Annotated in this window: 25 protein-coding genes; 21 read left to right on the forward strand and 4 right to left on the reverse strand. The window is 70.5% G+C overall.

The window, feature by feature from the left end; genetic code table 11:
* Positions 1-57: 57 nt before the first annotated feature.
* The 4 genes from ACIOJD_RS33830 (at position 58) to ACIOJD_RS33845 (ending at position 4733) form a co-directional block, all read left to right on the forward strand.
* A complete protein-coding gene (locus ACIOJD_RS33830) occupies positions 58-1896 on the forward strand; it encodes an ATP/GTP-binding protein (protein WP_401920276.1) in 1839 nt (612 codons plus the stop codon).
* Between the two features lie 17 nt (positions 1897-1913).
* Positions 1914-2330 (forward strand): conjugal transfer protein TraB, encoded by a 417-nt coding sequence (locus ACIOJD_RS33835; RefSeq protein WP_401920278.1) that lies wholly within the window; start codon positions 1914-1916, stop codon positions 2328-2330.
* A gap of 83 nt (positions 2331-2413) precedes the next feature.
* Complete coding sequence (locus tag ACIOJD_RS33840; protein ID WP_401920280.1) at positions 2414-4525, forward strand: chromosome segregation protein ParM; 2112 nt, start codon at positions 2414-2416, stop codon at positions 4523-4525.
* 79 nt (positions 4526-4604) lie between these two features.
* Positions 4605-4733, forward strand: a complete 129-nt coding sequence (locus tag ACIOJD_RS33845; RefSeq protein ID WP_401920283.1) for a hypothetical protein — start codon at positions 4605-4607, stop codon at positions 4731-4733.
* On the opposite strand, the gene ACIOJD_RS33850 is transcribed toward ACIOJD_RS33845, so the two are convergent.
* Positions 4734-4895: a hypothetical protein gene (locus ACIOJD_RS33850; protein ID WP_179858475.1), complete on the reverse strand. Its 162-nt coding sequence runs from the start codon at positions 4893-4895 to the stop codon at positions 4734-4736. It lies immediately after the preceding gene.
* A 221-nt stretch (positions 4896-5116) separates the two neighbouring features.
* Here ACIOJD_RS33850 and ACIOJD_RS33855 point away from each other — a divergent pair, with 221 nt between their 5' ends.
* From ACIOJD_RS33855 to ACIOJD_RS33930, 16 genes are all read left to right on the forward strand, one after another.
* Positions 5117-5608: a hypothetical protein gene (locus ACIOJD_RS33855; RefSeq protein ID WP_401920285.1), complete on the forward strand. Its 492-nt coding sequence runs from the start codon at positions 5117-5119 to the stop codon at positions 5606-5608.
* Between the two features lie 62 nt (positions 5609-5670).
* The gene (locus tag ACIOJD_RS33860; protein ID WP_401920288.1) at positions 5671-5856 is read left to right on the forward strand and encodes a hypothetical protein; all 186 of its coding nucleotides are present in this window, start codon (positions 5671-5673) and stop codon (positions 5854-5856) included.
* A 49-nt stretch (positions 5857-5905) separates the two neighbouring features.
* Positions 5906-6136: a hypothetical protein gene (locus ACIOJD_RS33865; protein WP_401920290.1), complete on the forward strand. Its 231-nt coding sequence runs from the start codon at positions 5906-5908 to the stop codon at positions 6134-6136.
* A complete protein-coding gene (locus ACIOJD_RS33870; protein WP_401920292.1) occupies positions 6109-6312 on the forward strand; it encodes a hypothetical protein in 204 nt (67 codons plus the stop codon). The genes ACIOJD_RS33865 and ACIOJD_RS33870 overlap by 28 nt, the downstream gene beginning before the upstream one ends.
* 228 nt (positions 6313-6540) lie before the next feature.
* Positions 6541-7005 (forward strand): RRQRL motif-containing zinc-binding protein, encoded by a 465-nt coding sequence (locus ACIOJD_RS33875; protein WP_401920294.1) that lies wholly within the window; start codon positions 6541-6543, stop codon positions 7003-7005.
* Positions 7006-7123: 118 nt separating this feature from the next.
* The gene (locus tag ACIOJD_RS33880; RefSeq protein WP_401920296.1) at positions 7124-7630 is read left to right on the forward strand and encodes a hypothetical protein; all 507 of its coding nucleotides are present in this window, start codon (positions 7124-7126) and stop codon (positions 7628-7630) included.
* A 518-nt stretch (positions 7631-8148) separates the two neighbouring features.
* Positions 8149-9000, forward strand: coding sequence for a DUF4097 family beta strand repeat-containing protein (locus tag ACIOJD_RS33885; RefSeq protein WP_401920298.1), 852 nt, complete (start codon positions 8149-8151; stop codon positions 8998-9000).
* 118 nt (positions 9001-9118) lie between these two features.
* On the forward strand, positions 9119-9400 hold the full coding sequence (locus ACIOJD_RS33890; protein ID WP_401920300.1) for a hypothetical protein: 282 nt from the start codon (positions 9119-9121) through the stop codon (positions 9398-9400).
* Positions 9397-9897: an AAA family ATPase gene (locus ACIOJD_RS33895; RefSeq protein ID WP_401920302.1), complete on the forward strand. Its 501-nt coding sequence runs from the start codon at positions 9397-9399 to the stop codon at positions 9895-9897. The genes ACIOJD_RS33890 and ACIOJD_RS33895 overlap by 4 nt, the downstream gene beginning before the upstream one ends.
* Positions 9898-9934: 37 nt before the next feature.
* Positions 9935-10618, forward strand: coding sequence for a hypothetical protein (locus ACIOJD_RS33900; RefSeq protein WP_401920304.1), 684 nt, complete (start codon positions 9935-9937; stop codon positions 10616-10618).
* 131 nt (positions 10619-10749) lie between these two features.
* Positions 10750-11427 carry a GGDEF domain-containing protein gene (locus ACIOJD_RS33905; RefSeq protein WP_401920307.1) on the forward strand — a complete coding sequence of 226 codons (678 nt, stop codon included), beginning with the start codon at positions 10750-10752 and terminating at the stop codon, positions 11425-11427.
* On the forward strand, positions 11424-12356 hold the full coding sequence (locus tag ACIOJD_RS33910; protein ID WP_401920309.1) for a histone-like nucleoid-structuring protein Lsr2: 933 nt from the start codon (positions 11424-11426) through the stop codon (positions 12354-12356). Before ACIOJD_RS33905 ends, ACIOJD_RS33910 begins: the two co-directional genes overlap by 4 nt.
* A gap of 3 nt (positions 12357-12359) precedes the next feature.
* Positions 12360-12851 (forward strand): hypothetical protein, encoded by a 492-nt coding sequence (locus ACIOJD_RS33915; protein WP_401920312.1) that lies wholly within the window; start codon positions 12360-12362, stop codon positions 12849-12851.
* Between the two features lie 238 nt (positions 12852-13089).
* Positions 13090-13335: a hypothetical protein gene (locus tag ACIOJD_RS33920; RefSeq protein WP_401920315.1), complete on the forward strand. Its 246-nt coding sequence runs from the start codon at positions 13090-13092 to the stop codon at positions 13333-13335.
* A gap of 62 nt (positions 13336-13397) precedes the next feature.
* Entirely contained in the window at positions 13398-13970 is a 573-nt protein-coding gene (locus tag ACIOJD_RS33925) for a hypothetical protein (RefSeq protein WP_401920318.1), read from the forward strand.
* A 65-nt stretch (positions 13971-14035) separates the two neighbouring features.
* Positions 14036-14950 carry a hypothetical protein gene (locus ACIOJD_RS33930; RefSeq protein ID WP_401920320.1) on the forward strand — a complete coding sequence of 305 codons (915 nt, stop codon included), beginning with the start codon at positions 14036-14038 and terminating at the stop codon, positions 14948-14950.
* A gap of 78 nt (positions 14951-15028) precedes the next feature.
* Here ACIOJD_RS33930 and ACIOJD_RS33935 read toward each other — a convergent pair whose 3' ends face one another.
* The gene (locus ACIOJD_RS33935) at positions 15029-15547 is read right to left on the reverse strand and encodes a hypothetical protein (RefSeq protein ID WP_401920322.1); all 519 of its coding nucleotides are present in this window, start codon (positions 15545-15547) and stop codon (positions 15029-15031) included.
* Between the two features lie 310 nt (positions 15548-15857).
* Here ACIOJD_RS33935 and ACIOJD_RS33940 point away from each other — a divergent pair, with 310 nt between their 5' ends.
* Positions 15858-15995: a hypothetical protein gene (locus ACIOJD_RS33940; protein ID WP_401920325.1), complete on the forward strand. Its 138-nt coding sequence runs from the start codon at positions 15858-15860 to the stop codon at positions 15993-15995.
* A gap of 474 nt (positions 15996-16469) precedes the next feature.
* On the opposite strand, the gene ACIOJD_RS33945 is transcribed toward ACIOJD_RS33940, so the two are convergent.
* On the reverse strand, positions 16470-17297 hold the full coding sequence (locus tag ACIOJD_RS33945) for a hypothetical protein (protein ID WP_401920327.1): 828 nt from the start codon (positions 17295-17297) through the stop codon (positions 16470-16472).
* 146 nt (positions 17298-17443) lie between these two features.
* Positions 17444-18085: a plasmid partition protein gene (locus ACIOJD_RS33950; protein WP_401920330.1), complete on the reverse strand. Its 642-nt coding sequence runs from the start codon at positions 18083-18085 to the stop codon at positions 17444-17446.
* Positions 18086-18136: the final 51 nt, after the last annotated feature.

Below are 18136 nucleotides of genomic sequence, written 5' to 3' on the forward strand. Positions count from 1 at the left end.
GCGGAAATCGCGCGCAAGGCCGCGCTTTTAGAGGCCCGCACGGCTCAGGAAGTCGCGATGATGGAGCAGAACAACAAGCTCCACACCGCGATGATGAAAGCGAAGGCCGACAAGGCGGCGGCACGCGGCAAGTCCGACGCCGACCGCTCGCGCTCCTCCGGTATGGGCTCCGACAAGGGCGGCTCGAAGGCCGGCGGCGGGGGCGGCCCACGCGGCGGCGGCAGCTCCGGTGGCTCAGGCCGGGGTGCCGGCAGCGGCCGGGGCTCGGGAACGAACGGCTCAGGCGGAGGCTCGGGGCGCGGCTCCGGGGGCGGCAACTCCCCCAAGGGCGCCGGGAAGGGCCCTGATCGCTCCGCCGGCGGCCGGAGCGGCAGCTCGAAGGGCAATGAGTCCTCCGGCGGTTCCAAAGGCCGTCAGAGCGGCTCTGGCGGCGCCGGTTCGGGCAAGGGCAGTACTGGCAAGGGCGGCTCGGGCAAGAACGGCTCGGGCAACTCCGGTACCGGCAAGGGCAGCTCGAAGAACGACGGCGGCAAGGCCCAGAACGCGCCGGCCAGCCCGGCGGCTGAACGGGCCCGCGGCCGCCAGGAGCGCGCCGCCGCCCGCCAGGCAGCACGCCAGCAACGCCGTGGCGCCGACCAGGCGGCCAACATCGCCGACCGCAGCAAGGACCGCGACCAGGACCGCGCCAACCAGCAGGCGAAGCGGGAGGAACGCCGCGCGGCGAAAGCCGAGCGGAAGGCCGCGAGGAAGGCGAAACGCGAGGCCGCCAAGACCGATGGCGACCGCACCACCCTGGGCGCGGCCGTGGCGGACGCGGCACAGCGGCGCTGGGACGAGCGCCGCGCGGCAGCGGAGAAGGACAAGGCCGCGAAGCACGGCGAGGCCAAGGACGACGCCGGTGACCCCAAGGACGCCACCAGCGACAAGGATCCCGAGGCCACGACCGAGAAGACGCCCAAGGACGGCCCGGACGACGACTCCGCAACCAAGGAGGCCAAGGAGGCGAAGGAGGCGAAGGAGGCGAAGGACGGCGAGAAGAGCGGCGAGAAACCGTCCGACGGATCCAGCGACAAGGAACCGAAGGACACCACCGGCACGGACGACGGCCCCAAGCCCGACGACATCAAGGACCCGCCGGGCACGGACGACAGCGGCGACGGGCGCTCCTTTGGGGAGCGGCTCAAGGACTTCTTCGCCATGTTCGACGAGGACACCGTCCCGCCCGAGCCGGAGGAGCCCTCGAGGCTTCGGCCCGAGGACCTCAACGTCACCGTGGACAGCCCCGGCCGTCCGAGCCGGCCCCCGACGCCCGAACCGGCTGCGGAGGAGGACATCCCGGACGCGGTCATCGTCGATGACCCGTCCGATCCCTTCGGGGCGCATGTCACCAGCCCGGCGGGCCTTCCCCGCGCCCCGGAGCCCCACACCCAGCGTCCCGGCACCACCCGCCCCACTACCCAGGAGGACCCCGTGGCATCGGAGGTCAGGAAGCCCACGCCGAGTCAGGCCGGCATGGCGGCCAAGCACCGTACCGACATCACCTTCGACGACTACCTGGTCGAGATCGTGAACATCGCGCTCATCGCCGGCGTCGACGCGGACCGGGCCGACACCCTCGCCAAGTCCCTCGGCAAGGTCGCCGACGCCCTACGGGACATGGCCACCGACCTGGTCGCCGACCACAACATCGTCACCGAGGTCACCGAGCAGATCTCCGACCTCGCCGACGCCGCGACCCGCATGAAGCTGCTGGCCGAACGGTGCTCCACCGAGTGCGAGGCCGCCTTCGAAGCCGGCCGGATCGCCGCCGCCTCCGTCAGCCGCACCTACCGCCAGGACATCCAGGCCATGGACGACGCGGGCCTGAAGTACGCCTCCGCAGCTTCCCACCACTAGGAAGAAAGACCCCCTCGATGAGCAGCAACCTCACCCCCCGCCCCGGAAGCTTCGCCGCCCCGACCGACGGCGACAACCGCTACAAGGCCGTCCAGCACAAGCTCAAGACCCTCAGCACGGCCATGGACGACGCGACGACCGACCTGCAGGCGCTGCTGCGCGGGATGCGTACCAACGCCGACCGCGCTTCCAGCCTGGCCGTCGACATCGCCAATGCCGAACTGGACCGCAAGTTCGTGGAGATGACGAACCAGGTGTCCGTCGCTCTGGGCGGCGCCGCCCACGAAGTGCGCAAGCTCCACGAGACAGCCCAGGAGGTGTCCGGCCTGGCCCACGACACGCGCCGTACGCACGCACGGCTGTACGAGGGCCTGGACGACGTCCGCTCCAGCCGCAAGGAGCGCACCCCCAAGCCGGCCTTCTTCGCCCACTGACCCGACCCACCGAAACCCCCTGATGGGCGGCCCCGCCACCACGGCGGGGCCGCCCATCGCCGCTCCCGAAGGAGAACCACCCCGTGTCCGTGCCGCGCAGCGTCGCCCTGGAGCGCACCCTCTACACCCTGGCCGCCCCGGTCCTCGCCGCGGCCCCGAACCTCTTCGCCGACAGCCCCGTCAACACAGTCGTGCAGCTGGCGGGCGCCGCCGGCGTCGGCGGCTGGGTCCTCGCGTACAAGAGCGACGAGCCCGGCACGGGACGCAAGATCCTGCGCTGGTCGCCGCTCGTGTTCGCGGCCGCCGTCGACATCGCCGCGAAGAACACGATCGGCTGGGGCCCCTGGTGCCTGGACGGCGTGCTCGCCGCCGGGTGGGCGGCGGCCGGCCTGCTGGTGATGCCGTTCTCCCGGCACACCCGCCGCAACCACCGGCCCGCCCTCGCCGCCCCCACCCCGGCCCCGCAGTTGCGGCCCGCCGCCCCCGAGCCGTCCCCGGCGCAGCCGGACGACGGCGCCGACACCTTCACCCGCCAGGTCCGCTGGCTGTGGGAGAACCGCGGCATGCCCGGCCGCACCATCGTCGTGACGGCCACCCCGCACGAGGGCATGCCGAACGACCTGTCGCTGCTGCTGCGCGCCTCCGAGGCCGGACGGCCCATCAACGGCCTCGCCGAGGAGACAGTCGCCGCCGCGTTCGGCGTCGACGTCACCGACGTGCGGATCGAAGAGGTGGCCCGGCAGTACGGACGCGAGGGCGGCCCCGGCTGGAAGGAAGTCCACGTCACCCCCGACAGGAACGAGCGCCGCCGCAAGGCCCCCACCACCCACGAGTGGTGGGCCGACCGGGTCGGGGCCACCGGCGGGCCCGTGCCCGGCTCGGTGTTCGTGAAGAAGGTCCGCGACCAGGAGCGCAAGGTGACCCACTACATCGCCCAGGTGCCCGACGAAATGGGCGAGCCGCGCGTCAACCAGCACTCCCTGGCGGCCGCGTTGAAGACCAAATATGACGAAGGCCGCCTGTTCGTCACCGTCGACGGCAGTCAGGTCCTGGTCTCCCTGTGGGACACCTCGCCGCTCGCGCAGGTCTTCCCCGCCACGCGGGAGCTGCTGACCCCCGATGCGGACGGCCGGTGGGTGACCGGCTACCTGGGCAACGGCCAGCCCGCCCGCAACCGCGTCTACACCGACCGGGGCGCGGCCCATGGCCTGTTCGTTGCCCCGTCCGGTGGTGGCAAGACCCAGCTGATGGCCCTGCACGTCGCGGCCGACGCCCTGTTCGGGGCCGTGGTCATGCTGGCCACGGAAGCACCGGACGAGAAGACCGCCGCACTGGGCCGGCACACCGCCCGCTACGGCGTCGGCGCGCTCTACATGATCCGGCTCCTGCGGGTCCTGGACGCGCTGATGGAGATCCGCGGCGAAATGCTGTGGGAGGACGGGCAGGTCCACGACTGGGACCCCAGCCGGCCTGGCTGCCCCTACCGGATGCTGTCCGCCTACCTGGACGAGTTCCTCTCCGCCGCCCGCGACGGCGACTACGGCGCGGAGATCATGGACCTCGCCGAGCGGGTGTCGGTCAAGGGCCGCAAGTACGCCGTCGGCATCAAGGTGGCCGGCCAGTCCATCTACGTGCAGGACGGGTTCACGCAACTGCTGTGCGAGAACCTGCGGGAGAACTGCATCCCGGTCGTGCTGAAGGTCGCGCCGAAGAAGGTAGCCGACATGTTCAAGGCCCTCGGCATCCCGTCCGAATACACCCCCGACCCCCTCCCCCGCTCCTTCTCCCCGGCCGAAGCGGGCCGGATCGAACGGGTGATGAGCGGCGAGCCCGAGCCGCCCACCGACTCCAACACCGGCGGCGCGGGATGGATCGTCGAAGCCAAGCAACCCGACGTCCTGCGCACGCTGTTCATGGACTTCAAAGCCGGCATCGACGACTACTTCCCCCGCACGGTCCAGCCCCTGACCGACCACGAGATCCGCGAACTCGAAGCGCGGGAACTCTGGTTCGACTGGACCGAGCCGCCCCGGCCCGGCGAGTTCGGCCCCGAACCCGACGACGAACACGACGACGGCGCGCCCAAGAAGGGCGGCGGCAACCGCCGCAACGGGGGAAAGCCCGCCACACGCCGCGACGCGGTCACCTCACCCCGCCAGGCACTCGAGGCCATCAAGAACCTCACCGACGCCTGATCACACCCACCCATCCCCGGGGCCGGCCCGCCCGAGCGCAGCCGGCCCCCGGCCCCTTTGCGAAGGATCACCACACGCCGTGGCTCTCTTGATTTTCGGCTCCGCGCTGGCCTGCACGCTGTTCGGCTTCACCCTCGCCGCGACCGGCCTGGCCCCGGCCATCAACACCGGCCTCGCCTCGTTCGCCGGACTGATCTTCAGCTTCTGACTACGCCTCAGTCCACGGCGGGTCGGGCGTGTAGTTGAGCCCGTCGCAGAAGCGGCAGTCCCACTCCGAGGGCACCTCCCACTTGTCGACCCAGAAGCCGACCTGCTTGCCCACGAAGAAGTTCTCACCCCCGCACCACCCACAGTCGAAGACGAACTCCACCCCAGCCCCTTCCCCACGCCCGTTGGTCCGAGGATGCCCGCAGCGCGTGTGCGGTGACTACCCACCCGCCAGCCTCAACTCACCTGCTACGCAACGCCGAAGGGCGCCGCCGGACACGCACTCCGGCGACGCCCTTCGCCGACGCGCGCCCCTTCCCCACGCGCCCTCCCGGCCACCACGGCCAGGAGGGCGCACCCCTTCCCGCGTGATCGGAGAACCCGATGGACCCCCTGAACACCACCCAGTCCGGCATGCCCGAGTCCGAGGCCGCGGCCGAAGCTCGCCGCCTGCTCGACGAGTGGGCGAGCAAGCCCGTACGCCACCACTCCACCTCGTTCCGCGACGACACCGAGCCGCCGGCCTTCGGAACCGCCCCGCCCGTGAGGCAGGAGGACCACCGGATCGTCCCGGCCTGGGCGGCCGGGACCGCGGTGGCCTCCATCGGCGTGGGCGCCGGGGTAACCGGCATCGGCTGCGGCGCCTGGCTGGTCTTGCAGGGCCTCGCCTCGGTCACGCTCACCGGCGTCCTGATGGTCACCCTGCCGTTCGCCGCGGCCGCGATGCTCGCCACCGCGATCGGCAGCGCGATCAGCCGCGCCCGCTCCGTCACCAAGATCGTCTACGAGGGCCCGGTCACCCACCACACCGAGATCCACAACAACAGCACCACGCGCGGGGCGTTCTTCGCCCGCACCCGCAACGAGATCCGCTGACCGGATCCGGCCAGCTCGCACCGCCCACTCACCGATCCCTTCGCCGAAGGAGCAGCTACGCCATGCGCAACAACGACAAGCCGGTCAACGGGCAGGAGAACCCGTTCTTCTTCGACCTGATCGACCAGATGCCTCCGCCGCCGGTCCTCGAGCTGGAGGGCAAGCACGGCACCAGGCGGCTCGCGCGGCTGCGCCCCGCGTGGAAGGAGTCCTGGGAAGAGGGCGGCTTCCTCCCGCTCCAGCGCTGACCCGCGCCCCGCCCCGTTCAGCACCATCACCGCGCACCGAGGGAATCCGATGAAGCCGCAGCTGGAGCAGACCGAATTCTGGGTCGGCACCTTCCACCGGAGCCACGACGGCACTAAGACCAAGGTCACCGCGACCCGCGACGACACCCTGGCCCTCGCCCACCCCGCCGTGCGGGACGGGGCGAGGACCGGACAGGCCGCCCGGCCGCACGCACCACCCATCACGAGCAAGAGCAAGAAGGAGACCCCGTTTTGGCTGCGAAAGCCCCGGCTGTCATAGGCGTGCTCACCGAGCCCCCGGCTCCGACCTGGTGGAAGGTCAACCGCCACAAGGTCTTCGGCATCAGCGGGCTGCTGATCGGCTACCTGGTCGGCACCCACCTGCACGGCGCCCCTCAGCAGCAGCCGGAGACGCCCGGGCCGGGCCACACCACGCCCGCGTCAGCCACGCACTGAGAGCACCCCACACGCACGGCCCATGGCCTCGCCGCATAACCCACCCGCTGCGCCCCGCCGACACCAGCACGACGTCGGCGGGGCGCAGCGCTGTCCGCTCGACGACTGGAGGAGATCACTCGTGCTCATCCCCCGCCCGCGCCGCCGGATCGGCCGGCCCCGCCCGCAGCGTTCCGGCCCCCGCTACCCGCACCGCCCCGACCGGCTGCCCGGCGCCTGGAGCAGGTGATGCCGCGCCCGAGGAAGAAGCGCCGCCGCCGCGAGGTGATCCGGGTGCCGCGCAGCGACGCGGCGCTGCCCGAGTACGACCGCAGCACGGTGGCCGAAGGGCTCGTCACCCGCAGGCAGTTACGGGACATGGGGCTGAGCCCCGGCGGCAACGATGGCCCGGTCGCGATCCTGCGCTGCAGGCTGTGCGCGACCCGCCCGCAGTGGTCCTGCCGTCACCCCACCCGCGGCTACCTGCTGCGCGTCGACCTGGCCAAGCCCAAACGGACGCCGACGCTCGCTCAGGAGTGGGCCCTCGACCAGGCGATGGCAGCGAGACAGACCTGCGACGAATGCGGGAGGCGGTTCTACATCTGCCTCTCGAAAAAACTCGGTTGCTGCCTGGAGTGCTTCGACGGCACGCCCGCGGACCCCAGCAGCCTCATGACCCTCCCGGCCCCGGTCGCTCACCGGCCGGCCGCGTGAGCCAGCCCCGTCCCGACCGTCCAGGCCGGGACGGGGCCCGCACAACCCGGGCGGCCGCAGCACCGGCAAAGGCCGGCCGTCCACTCCCTCACCTCTTCGAGATCAGGAGAAACCCAGCATGACGCATCGCGCCGCCCTCTTCACTGCCGTCCTCGGACTTGGCCGCGCCGGGTCGAACATCGGCGATCACTTCGTGCAGTCCGACTACTGCGCCCGGGTCAAGGGCGCAACCGACGATAAGCCGGTCCACTTCGCCGCCAGTCCGGACGACGAGCCGACCGTCCACGGAACGGCCGACGGCGTCAAGGCGTGCGCCTGGCACTGCCTGACCTACACCGCCACCCAGGCCGTCGCGGTCGGGGCCGGCGCCCGGGTCCTGGGAATCCGGCTGCACCCCGGAGCCGCCGCGGCCGCGCTCGCCCTGTCGTTCGTCACGCACTACGCCGCGGACCGCAGGGTGCCGGGCGGCCTCCTGGAGACGCTCGCCACGAAGACCGGCAAGGGAAACTTCTGGCTCCTGACCGACCACGGCATCAATGGCGCGTACTGCCTGGACAGCGCCTGGCACCACGGCTGGGAGACCGTCGCCGCGCTGGTCGCCACCACCAAGGCCACTACCCGGTGACCGGCCGTACCCGCAGCCGCCTGGACCGGGTGCGCGCTTCCGCGCCGACGCCGACGCCGAGGGCGACTACGGCTTCGATGTCCTGCTGCCCTGCCCCGTCGACCCGGAGTGCGCCGGGCAGGCATGGGCGCCGGTCTACTCGGTCACCGACCTGCACAAGGCGCTGACCGGCGCCATGGACAGCGCCCCGGACATCGTCTGCACCGTCCACGGCGACGGCGTCGACGACGACCCCGAGGGCCGCGCGGATCTCGAGGCGCAGTCGCGGACGCGGTCCGCGCGTGAGCCGCGCCGCCGACGGCCCGCACCCGCACCCGCTCACCCCAGCCGACGCGTACGTCCTCGACACCCTGCGCGGAGTGGGCCTCGATAGAGCCGTTGCGGTCGTGGCCGCCTGACCTGCACGAACAAAAAAAGCATCCTCAAAAGATGCCAATCCTTAGAAATGCATCCTTCGAGGATGCATTATTGATGTGTGGGGGCCACCCGGCCCCGCACTCTCCGACCAAGGAGCCCCCTTGACCACCTCTCAGACCTTCACCGCCACCGACGCAGTGTGGACCGACGTCATCAGCCACATCGGCACCGTCACCGTCACTGTCGACCCACGGCTGACGAACGCGGTCATCACAGTGAGCACGGGCGACGATGAGGGCCCGCTCGCCGACGCGGTGCGCGCCACTACGAAGAGGGAGAGCACCTACAAGCACCTGAAATGCCTCACCATCAGCGTTCCCGAGGTCCAGGGCAACACGATGACGATGGGCAACTCCACCTTCCGATTCCACGGCGGCAACATGGTGGTCGGCCAGAGCTTCGGCGTCGTCCGCGGCTCCGTGACCGGCATGACCATCAGCAACGGCGACGTCATCATCGGCGGCCGCACGGTCGTCTCGAACGGCCGCGTCGTCGCCGAACAGGGCACCGTCGTCAGCGGCGGCGGCACGGGCACCATCACCGTCGACGTGAAACTGCCCAGCGAGATGTCCTCGGTCCGGCTGGAGACCACCAGCGCCGACCTCACCGTGCACGGCGACCTCCAGATCCTGGACGCCCGCTCCGTCAGCGGTGACATCAAGGCCAAGGGCGTGCACACGCTCCAGGTGGACACCACCTCCGGCGACGTCGAAGTGGAGCGTGTCGACGCCCGGGTCAACGCCCGCTCCGTCTCCGGGGACATCGAGATCGGCGCCTACAGCGGCACCGAGTTCCGCGCCACCTCGGTCAGCGGCGACGTCGACGTCACCGCGACTCCGGACGCCTTCGGCTCGATCGACGCCACCTCGGTCTCCGGCGACGTCACCACGCGCGGCACCAGCCACCTGCGCGAGCGCGTGCGCACCGTCTCCGGCAAGCACCGCAGCCGGTGACGCCCCGGGGCGGCCGCCATCCCGGCCAAGGTCCGTCGGCCGCCCCGGGCCTTCCAACCCGCTCCAGAAGGAGCAGGGGACAGACACATCGTCCCTCAACTCCCCACCGGAGCCCACCATGACCCCGCGCCCCGACGACCAGGCCCGCACTGAACTCCGCGACCTGGTCGCCAAGGCCAAGCAGCGCCGCGAGACCGAGCACGACCGCGTCGAAGCCGAGTTCTGGCAGGAGATCGACGCCCTGCAAGAGCGCTACCACGGCGCCCAGCTCGACATCGCCGCCGCCCTGGACGTCAAACGCAACCAGATCCTCCGCCAGACCAAGCGCTACCGGTCCACGAACCAGCCCGACGCCAACAACTCACCGACTGCGCTTCGTAAGGAGAACCCCCACCCGTGACACCACTCATCCTCAATCCCGGCACCCTGTGTGCTCTGATCGGCCCCCCGGGCTGCGGCAAGTCCACCTTCGCCGCCCGCTACCCCGACAGCTGGCGCGTGAGCCTGGACGTCTACCGCAAGCTGGCCACCGACTTCGAGGCCGAGGAATCGGCCACGCCGGTCGCCGCCGAGATCCAGACCCTGCTCCTGGACTCCCGGTTCTCCCGAGGGCTGATCACTCTGGTGGACTCCACCAACGTCTTCCCGCACGTCAGAGCCGGACTGATCGCCCGCGCCCGCTACTGGCAACGGCCCGCCGTGGCAGTCCTCTTCGACGTGCCGCTGGCGACGGTGGAGGAGCGGAACGCGGGCCGCGAGCGAGTGGTGCCCGTGAACGTCGTGCGCGAGTTCCACGAGCTGCTGCCCACCGTCGACCAGCTGTACGCCGAAGGCTTCGCCGCAGTCCACCTGGCCTCCGAACTCGCCACCACCGCACACCCGCGCCCGCCTGTCTGACCGACTCCACCATCACCGCACCCGAAAGGCACCAGACATGAAGAAGTGGACCACCGGCGACCACACCATCGCCGACACCGAGCACGGCATCATCAACTTCGCCGACGGTCTCCCGCTAGTGATCGCCGACTGGCAGGTCACCGAGGACGCTCCCGACCGAGACGGCCGCGTCTACGCCTCGGTGCGCGGATGGATCGTCAACGGCGGCGGTTCCGGCTGCATCGACGACCCGTACACGGAGCCGATCGAGGCCGGCCGCGCTCGCCTGGTCCGCAGCCAGCTGCGCGGCCGCCCGCCGATGGCCGACCTGGACGTCCACGTCGACTACTACGCCGTCGACCGGCCGTACCCGAACTCCTGGGACCACCGCGGCCGCCAGGTCACCGTCACCTGGATGGACCGCCGTATCGACGCCGAAGGCCGCCCGATCCCGGAGGACGAGATCGGGCGCATCGAGTGGACGAACCCGGCTACCGGTGAGGTCTTCGACCTGACCGAGGCGTACGTCCCGGCGGGTGAGTACTACTACGACGACCCGAAGCGCCCATTCTTCACCTGGCGGCATTTCGACCGCTGGTCCGGCGGCGTCCCGCTCCTTCACCCGTTCTACGGCGACCACAAGAGCCCGGCCGACGGCGGCAAATGCATCGCCGACGGCGAGTGGGTGCGGATTACCGATGCCCCGAAGTTCTCCGAGCGAGTAGCGGTCGCTCTCAGCTGACCGCGTTAAGGGTCTCAGCACCATCCGAGAAGCACACGCAAAGACCCCGGGACGGCCGCAAACGGCCTGGTAACCAGTCGGCCGCCCCGGGGTCACCCAATCCCGTACGAGACGAGAGGGAGATCCTCAGTATGGACTCCGTTCTACACGCTTCGGGCCGGTTCAGCCCGCGCACCCTCCTGATCACCACCGCTGCCGTGCCGCTGACCGGCTGGGTGGTACACGCCGTCGCGCTGCACAGGCAGCTCGCTGCCACGAAGCGCGACCCGCTGACGGGCCTGCTGCGCCGCGACGCCTACACCACCCGCGCCCGGCGGCTCCTGACCCGCCACGGCGACGATGTGTGCGTGGTCATGGTCGATGCCGACCACTTCAAGGACATCAACGACGGCCTCGGGCACGCGGCCGGAGACACGGTCCTCGCCGCGTTCGGCACCCGGCTCACTTCCTGGGCGGGCCCGCGTGCTGCCACCGGCCGACTCGGGGGCGATGAGTTCGCCGCCGTCCTGGAGCTGCCCGCAGCCCGCCGGACGCACCGCCTGGAGCAACTGGTCCGAATCCTGCACACACCGGTCGCCCTGGACGACGGCCGCACGGTCGACGTCGCCGCGTCGGTCGGCGCCGCGACACCGGACACGATCGGTTCCCGCGACCTGACCGCGTTACAGAGGGCCGCCGACGCGGCCCTGTACGACGGCAAGCACTCCGGCTGCGCCCACCTCGCCACCGCCGCTCACGCCACCACACCGTCCCTCAACGGGCGCCGCGCCGGGCGTCCGGGCACGGCCGTGTGGGGGCGAGCCGCATGAGCAGTACTTCTCAGCACGACGTCGACCACACCCTCGCCTACCCCGAGCCGCCCGCGTCCCCGCTATGGCACCGGGACGGACCGACGGCCCAGCCGCTCACGCCCCAGCAGGCAGCCAGCAACCGTCGCGTGCTGGAGCTGCCCCTCAATCCGAACCCCGCGCAGCAACTCGCCGCTGCGGCCCGGGTGACCGCGCACCACTCCCACGGCCGCCACGACCTGGCGGAACTGCTGGACGCCATCGGCCTCCCCCACGACGACACCACCCTCACCACCCTGCTCCCCCTCACGGAATCCGGAGACGCACCCACCATGACCACCACCGCCCCGGCCCTGACCGCGTACGCCGCCATGGCGATCTCGATGCACAACAACGGCGACACCGCCCACGCCATCTGCCAGGCCACCGGACTGAGCGAGACCGAGCTCCACAACCTGATCGCCGACCAGGTCCCAGGACTGCCCCGTGCGGCCGCCGACTCCCCGGCCATCGACGTTCCGGTCATCCCGCTGGCCGTCTCCAACGAGGTTCAGAAGCTGCTCGACTGGGCGGCCGCGCACCCGGCCGCCTCGGTCCGCAGCCGCGCCGCCCGCATCACCGCCGACCTGACCGAGCTGTCCGAGCGCCGCGACTCCGAGGCCGCGCAGCGCGAGGCCGAAGAGAAGGTCGCCAGGGCCAAGGCCGAACTCGAGCGGGCGCAGGAGGAACTGCGCACCGTGAAAGCGGGCACCCGCACCACCACGGTGGCCGCCACCACGCCCACCCCGATCAGCTCGGCGGGCAGCGGCCGCACTCGCGAGGAGCTCGCCGCCATCAGGACGTGGGCGCGCGCCAACGGCCACCAGGTCGCCGACGCGGGCATGGTGCGCAAGACGGTCCTCAAGGCGTACGACGCCGCCCACCAGGCGCCGGTCCGCAAGGCCGGCTGACCCGTGGACACCGACGCGATAGCCCTGGACGGATTCCTGGACGAAGAGACCGTGCCCGGCGACCTGCACGGATCGACGGCCCGGTTCCGGCTCACCGTCTCCCCCACGGACGAGCGCGCGGACGAGATGATCCTGCCCTGCAGCGTCGCCGACTCCGAGCTCGCGCACACCGTGCTCCACGAGCTCGTCCCCGGCGACCAGCTGCGCGTCACCGGCTACCTCCGGCTGCCCCGCACACCGGACGAGCCGATGTGGCTGATCGTCACCACCCTCGCCGTGCTGGCGACCGCGCCCCTGCTGTCCGACCCGGCCACTGTCGCCACGGCGGTCATCGAGCGGTACGGGCCGTACGTCTGCTGGTTCGACGCCGAAGACTCCGGTGAGGTCCCGGTGTGGACCGAGACCGGCGTCTGGGTCGGCACCGCCGGGGACCCCGGCGCGCTGGGCGAGCTGATCGAGGAGTTCGAGCAGCGCCAGGCCGCCAGCGGCGAGTGACCGGCCGTGCCCATCCATCCCGAGAACCTCCACCGGTACCCGCGCGACTGGAACGAGATCAGCACGCGGATCCGGTTCGAGCGGGCGGGCGGCCGCTGCGAGTGCACGGGCCACTGCGGCCTGACGCACCCCAGCGGTCGCTGCCCCGCCGTCCACGAAGAGATCCACCTGGGGCCGCGCCTCTGCGGCCGCCCTCCACCAGCTGCCCTTCCCCGAACCCGACCAGGAGCCAATGCCCATGGCCCGCATCAGCGTGAAGATCTTCCCCCTCCACCCGGACGGCACCGACTGCACCCACGCGGTCCGTCCCTCCGGCAAGCCCCACGACGCCGACTCCGGTTGCGCCGGCCGCCGCAACTACGCCGTGGTGTGCAGCGCCTGCGGCCCGGTCGGCGAGCCCCACGGCCTGCGTGTCCTCGCCGAACCGCAGCAGAGCGCGCACCGCGACCACCACAAGGCCGCGCTCACCCCGGCCTCCCGCTGACCCCACCCGCCCGGCCGCCGGGACCACCACGGTCCCGGCGGCCCCATGGAATGTGAGGGCCGATGACCACCGTCTTCGACCAGTTCACCCGCCGCACCGCCGACGTCACCGCCGAGCTCTCCAGCCTGCGCATCCCGCTCACCGCGCCAGCCCCACCGCCCGCCGACGCCGTCCCCGCTGACCCGTGGGCCAGCAGCTACGCCGTCCCGATCGACCGCTCCACCCTCGCCTGGTGTACCGCTGTCCAGATGCTCGCCGACCACCACCACACCGGCATCGACCGCCAGGTCCTCGCAGCCGACGCCCTGCTGCGCGAACTCGGAGTCCGCGGCCTCGCCCAGCTCCACTCCGACCTCCACCATGGCGCGCCCATCGACTACCGATTCACCCGCTGTCCGTACTGCTCCGGGATCGGCGAGGACCCCACCCAGCCGACCTGCGAGGAAGTCGGCTGCCCACCGGAGTACGAGTTCGCTGGCCACGATCACCTCTGCCCGGTCTGCCACGGCGACGACTGCCAGCCCCAGTGGTTTGCCCAGCGACAAATGGAAGCCCTTGAGCAACTGCTCACCTCTGCCCTCACCGAGCGGACCCCACCCCGTACGAAATGGCACACCCTGCTGCGCAGCCGCTGATCGGCAACGGCGCACCCCACCACTCCAACCGCAGTCCCGACCGGATTCCCCGACCAGGAGACGCTGTGACCATCACCGCCGACCACTTTCCCACCTCACCGCTCGCTCTGCGCACCGCCAACCCGAACACGCAGACCTCGGTGCGCGCATTCGCGGACCGGATGGCCGAGGCTGCCAACGCCGCCCGAGATCAGCTCACCACTCTCTGGGCGAGCGCCAGCACACAGGAACAGAGGGCCTCCGCTCTACACACCGTCCACGAATCCCTGATCCAGTGGCGCTACCAGACGGCCGTACATACCGGCCGCCGCCTCGGCACCGGCATCGGCTACAACCCCGACCGGTTCGTCACCCCGATCACCGATCAGACCATCAACTACGACCGGCTCGGATACATCGGCCGGCTGCGTGATGGCACCGACTGGGACGAGACCACCCGCACCTACCGCGGCGGCCAGACCACTCCAGCCCACCAGACGATGATCCGCTACGGCGCCGCCGCGGAGAAGCGCTTCGAGCGCGAAGCGCCCGAAGCCGATGTCCTTTCCAACTGGATCGCCCTTGCCGACGGGCGACGGATCGCCGGCAACCGCATCCTGCGGGGCGCCGCCGCCGCGACCGTCGCCGACGAACTGGCCGCCCGAGTCGCCGCCCGGGGCCTGGACGCCACCCGGATGGAAACGGGCGGGCACCCCATCTACACCGCCACCCCGGCAGAGCAGGACAGCCGCATCCTGTTCACCGAGGCACTGAAGCTCCTCTCCAACCCGGCCTGCACCACGGGCGAATTCCTGACCGCCCGGTACCTGATGTTCCAGTCACCCCGCACCAAAAAGGGCAGCGACGCCGTGAACCGCGTCTTCACCGTCACGGTCGGCTCGCTGCTACTCGGGGATGACGCACCAACACTGCCCGCCGACATCGACCTGCGCTGCTACGTGCTGGGCCAGACAGCTGCCACCCAGCCCCTGGACGCCTGAGCCCCCACGACACCAAGAGCCCCGTACCCACCCTGAGAAGGGCGAGTACGGGGCTCTTTCGCGTTCCGGCTCCTTGCTCTACGCCACGTCAGCACGCAGCGCACGGGCGGTCTGATCACACGCCCGCGCAAGCGACTCCCGGGCCGGAGCGGGGATTCGTCCCGACGAAACGGCATCACGGAGGTGCGCCAGTGCCTCGGCCCACTCGATAGGGTCCGCGGGCATCGTGTACGGCTCACCACTCAGCCGCGTCGCCGGCACCCGGCGCACCTCCACCGGCCCCTGACGCACCACCGTCTGAGTGACCGTCCTCGTACGCTCCACCACCTCACGCACCGGCTCAGCCGTACGCCCGCCCTCAGCCACTGGCCGATCCGCCACCGCCTGTGCCCGCCGAAGTGCAGACGCTCGTTTACGGTGCGCGTCACGGCAGTAGAGCGGGGGCCGGCCGACGCCCGACCACTCGATCGCTTTGCCGCACCACTCACAGGTGCGCTTCACCAGGCGCTCCTGGACAGTGGCTGTCTCCCGCACCTCGATGACATCAGCCCCCAGCTCCTGGCCGTCCTCGGATGCCGTCTGCCTCTCTTTCGTCATGGACAAAACCCTACGACGGTCAACCATCACGCAGTCATTGAGGGGCGCCCAGCCCTCTGTATCCAGGTCCAAGACCACGACGCCGCGTACCACGGGAAGCGGCAGGAACCCGGCGCGCGGTCAGCGTCGCGACGACGGCCCGCGCAGCCTGCGGAGTGAGTCCGGCACTGACCTGTCCGGAGTCGAGTACGCGCGCATAAGAGCTGGACCCGTACGAGGCCAGGGCATACCCAAGCGCGGCCGCCGCAGTCCCAGCCAGCCCCGAACCCCACAAGCCCACATCGGTTCGGGGCGACTGATCCCGCAGCCCGTGCTGAGCCAGGAGCCCGGCCAGGGCCTGGGCATCAGCCGGCTCCAACGTCACCGTCAGCAGCGCAGCGCCCAACTGATGCACACGATGGTGCCGGATATCGTGCACCGCGAGCGCCTCGCGCAGCGCCGTACTTGACCCGGCCGCTCCTCGGACAGCGTCGCCATCGGTACGGCCTTCCCCCGCCTGGACCTGCTCCACCCGATCCCGCAGCGCCGCGACCGCGACGGGCACCACCGCCAGGAGCTCCGCACTTTCCCTGTCCAACCGCGCGAGAGTGCCAGCCAATACCTCGAGTGCGGACGCCGCGTCCTCGATCGCTCCCGGACTCCACCGTCCCGGGCCTGCAGCGTCAGCCAGCGTGCACGCAGTCAGCACAACGACTTCCGCGAGCGCGTCCACGTCAGTGCCAGTCTCAGAGAACTCCATGCCACCCAACGATCGCCCTGCCGCACTCCGGATCGGTGCACGGCCACCATCAATGTTCTACCGGCCCCCCTCGCCCATGTCCTCGCCGGACGCGACCTACCGCCCCTCACCGGCCGAAGGTTGAGCGCAACGAAAGGCCCTGCCTCGCCCTTTGGTGGGGAGGCAGGGCCATTTCGCGTTGGGCTACACGTCGGGGAAGTTCTGTACCGCGCGTTCGATGTGATCGCGTAGCTGGGACGCGAGCTTGTCCGCTCGGGCCTGGTCGACCTTGGCGGCCTTCTTGTACGCGGCCGCCATGCCCTTGGTCTTCCGGGAGAACTCGCGCGTCGCATCCACGTACGCCTTGAAGTCCTTGAACGGGTCGGCGGCTGCGTCCTTCTCGGCCGCGTCCTTCTCTGTCTGCTCCTTGGCCAGCGCACGGACCCGCTCCGAGAGCTCGTCCTCGTTCAGCTCCTCCTCCGCCTTGCGAGGGATCTGCTGCACGATGCCGGTGATGGTCTTCTGGCTGACCTTGTCCTTGCCGGTCACCTCGGCCACCGCCCGGTAGGCGGTGGCCGCAGCGGCAGCGCCGTAGTCCTCCCGGACAGGGGTCAGCGCCTCCGCTGCCCGCTGGCTGATCACGAGGGGCTGCTCGTCCCGCGCTGGAGCCGAGTCCCGCATGCGGGACTGATCGTTCGATTCAAGTTCGATTTCGGTTGATCCGGCGAGGATGGCTGCGACCTCTGAACCCGCGATCTGCCGGTAGGCGTTCGACGTCGACATCTTCGCCACGACGCCGATGAACGCCTCTGCCGTGTCGTAGTCGCGGCGCCACAGCCGCCCTCTCAGTGAGATATCCAGCGCCTTGGCTGCCACCCACCAGGCCTGCTGGAACTGCTGGAAGCTGCGCTGACACAGCTCCCACCGCTCTTCTTCATCACTGCTGAGGGGGCCCTGGGCATCGGGCCTGTCGATCGGCTCGGGGAGGTCCTCCGCCCGGATCATCGGCTGCGGACGTCCCTGGGCGATCACCGGCTCCGTACGGGGCGCCACTGTGCCCGGCGGGTCGTCCCCAGAAGCTTCCGGGCTTCCCCCACCGTCGGCGGACCCTGCATCGCCCCTGGACTGCCGCCGCTCACGCCGCTGTCGACGCAATTCCTCGGGATCTACCGTCCTGCTCACTTGCTGATCAGCCCTCGCTCTTCCATCTCCGTCACGAGCTCATCGAACGCCGACCCGGCCGCCTTGATCGGCACACCCTCCGCCGTGCTGGCGTAGAGCTGGATCGCCGGGATCATCGTGGTGAAGACATTCCAATCATCTTCCTCGAGGCCCTTACGGATGCCCTTGGGCTGCACGGTGCTGCCCGGCTGCACACGGCACAGCAGTACCCAGGTGTTCGGCTTCTTCTTGTCCGCGCGCTTCGGAATCACCTGGTTGATGAAGTGATCCATCGGCAGTTCTTCCATACGCTCTATGTCGCTGTTGGTCGCAGCGCAGGCGACGATCGCCAGGTCTGCGATCCTGAGGACACTCCACCCGATCCCCGCGTGGTTCTCCAGGTGACCACAGTCGACGCCGCCGATATGGCCGTCAGGCAGCTTCATTGGGCCTTCCTCGTGGAAGCGCGTCGAGGCAGCGCGGTGGACCTTGAAGGGATAGCTACCCTCGGAACGAGCCTCCCACCAGCGGTACAACTGCTCGGACTCATCGGCGTCGAACCCGGTCACCGGGTAGCCGCGCTCATGAAGGGCGTGCAGCAGCCACGCCATGATCGTGGTCTTCCCCGTCGATCGCGGAGAGATGGTGGCAATGAACATGATGGGCACGATACTGCCCTGACCATGGTCATTTGTGCTGCTGAACAGGGG

The organism is Streptomyces sp. NPDC088116 (genome assembly GCF_044741745.1).
In the GTDB taxonomy this organism is placed as follows: Bacteria; Actinomycetota; Actinomycetes; order Streptomycetales; family Streptomycetaceae; genus Streptomyces.